The sequence below is a fragment of the Roseateles sp. genome (assembly GCF_049240545.1).
In the GTDB taxonomy this organism is placed as follows: Bacteria; Pseudomonadota; Gammaproteobacteria; order Burkholderiales; family Burkholderiaceae_C; genus Paucibacter_A.
Genome location: NZ_JBMLSK010000037.1, coordinates 1 through 1,112, shown reverse-complemented (window position 1 = coordinate 1,112; position 1,112 = coordinate 1). Strand labels below are relative to the sequence as shown.

The window sequence follows — 1,112 nt, the reverse complement described above, 5'->3', positions numbered from 1 at the left end:
GGCACGTTCTCCGACGGCAAGCTCTGGAGCCAGATCAGCGACCCGCGCCACCTCACGCGCAAGGTGCTGACCGAATTCGTGCAGGCCGGCGCGCCCGAGGAGATCCTGTTCGTCAGCAAGCCGCACATCGGCACCTTCCGGCTGGTGAGCATGATCGAGAAGATGCGGGCCCAGATCGAAGCGCTGGGCGGGGAGATCCGCTTCGAGCAGCAGGTGACGGACCTGCTGCTCGAAGACCACGGCGGGACGGGTGCGCAGCACCAACTGCGCGGCCTGGTGCTCGCCAGCGGCGAGGAACTGCATACCGACCACGTCGTGCTGGCCGTCGGCCACAGCGCGCGCGACACCTTCGCCATGCTGCACGGACGGGGCGTGGCGCTGCAGGCCAAGCCCTTCTCGGTGGGTTTTCGCATCGAGCACCCTCAAGGCATGATAGACCGCGCCCGCTTCGGGCCCAGCGCCGGCCACCCGCTGCTGGGTGCGGCCGACTACAAGCTGGTGCACCACGCACGCAACGGCCGCTCGGTCTACAGCTTCTGCATGTGCCCGGGCGGCACGGTGGTGGCCGCCACCTCGGAGCCCGAGCGCGTGGTCACCAACGGCATGAGCCAGTACTCGCGCAACGAGCGCAACGCCAACGCCGGTATCGTGGTGGGCATCTCGCCCGAGGACTATCGCCTGGACCCGGGCGGCAGCGGCCCCGTATCGCCGCTGGACGGCATCGCCTTCCAGCGGGTGTGGGAGTCGCGCGCCTACGTGCTGGGCGGCGGCGGCTACCGCGCCCCAGGGCAGCTGGTGGGGGACTTCGTGGCCGGCCGGCACGGCCGCGCCGTGGCCCGCGAGTTCGGCGACGTGCTGCCTTCCTACAAACCGGGCGTGACGCTGACCGACCTGGCCGAGCCCGGACGCGAGAGCCTGCCCGGCAAGGTGCTGGAAGCCCTCCGCGAAGCCCTGCCCGCCTTCGAGCGCCAGATTCCCGGCTTCTCACGCGCGGACGCCGTGCTCACGGGCGTGGAGACGCGCACCTCCTCGCCGCTGCGCATCCCGCGCGGGCGCGACCTGCAGAGCCTGAACGTGCGCGGCCTGTACCCCGCCGGCGAGGGCGCGGGCTA

1 protein-coding gene is annotated in these 1,112 nt (G+C 71.5%); it reads left to right on the top strand.

All coding sequences use genetic code 11. The features are described 5' to 3' along the window. Positions 1 to 1,112 (top strand): NAD(P)/FAD-dependent oxidoreductase (locus ACOVRJ_RS02070; protein ID WP_422042250.1); only part of this gene is annotated, 1,112 nt, incomplete at both ends.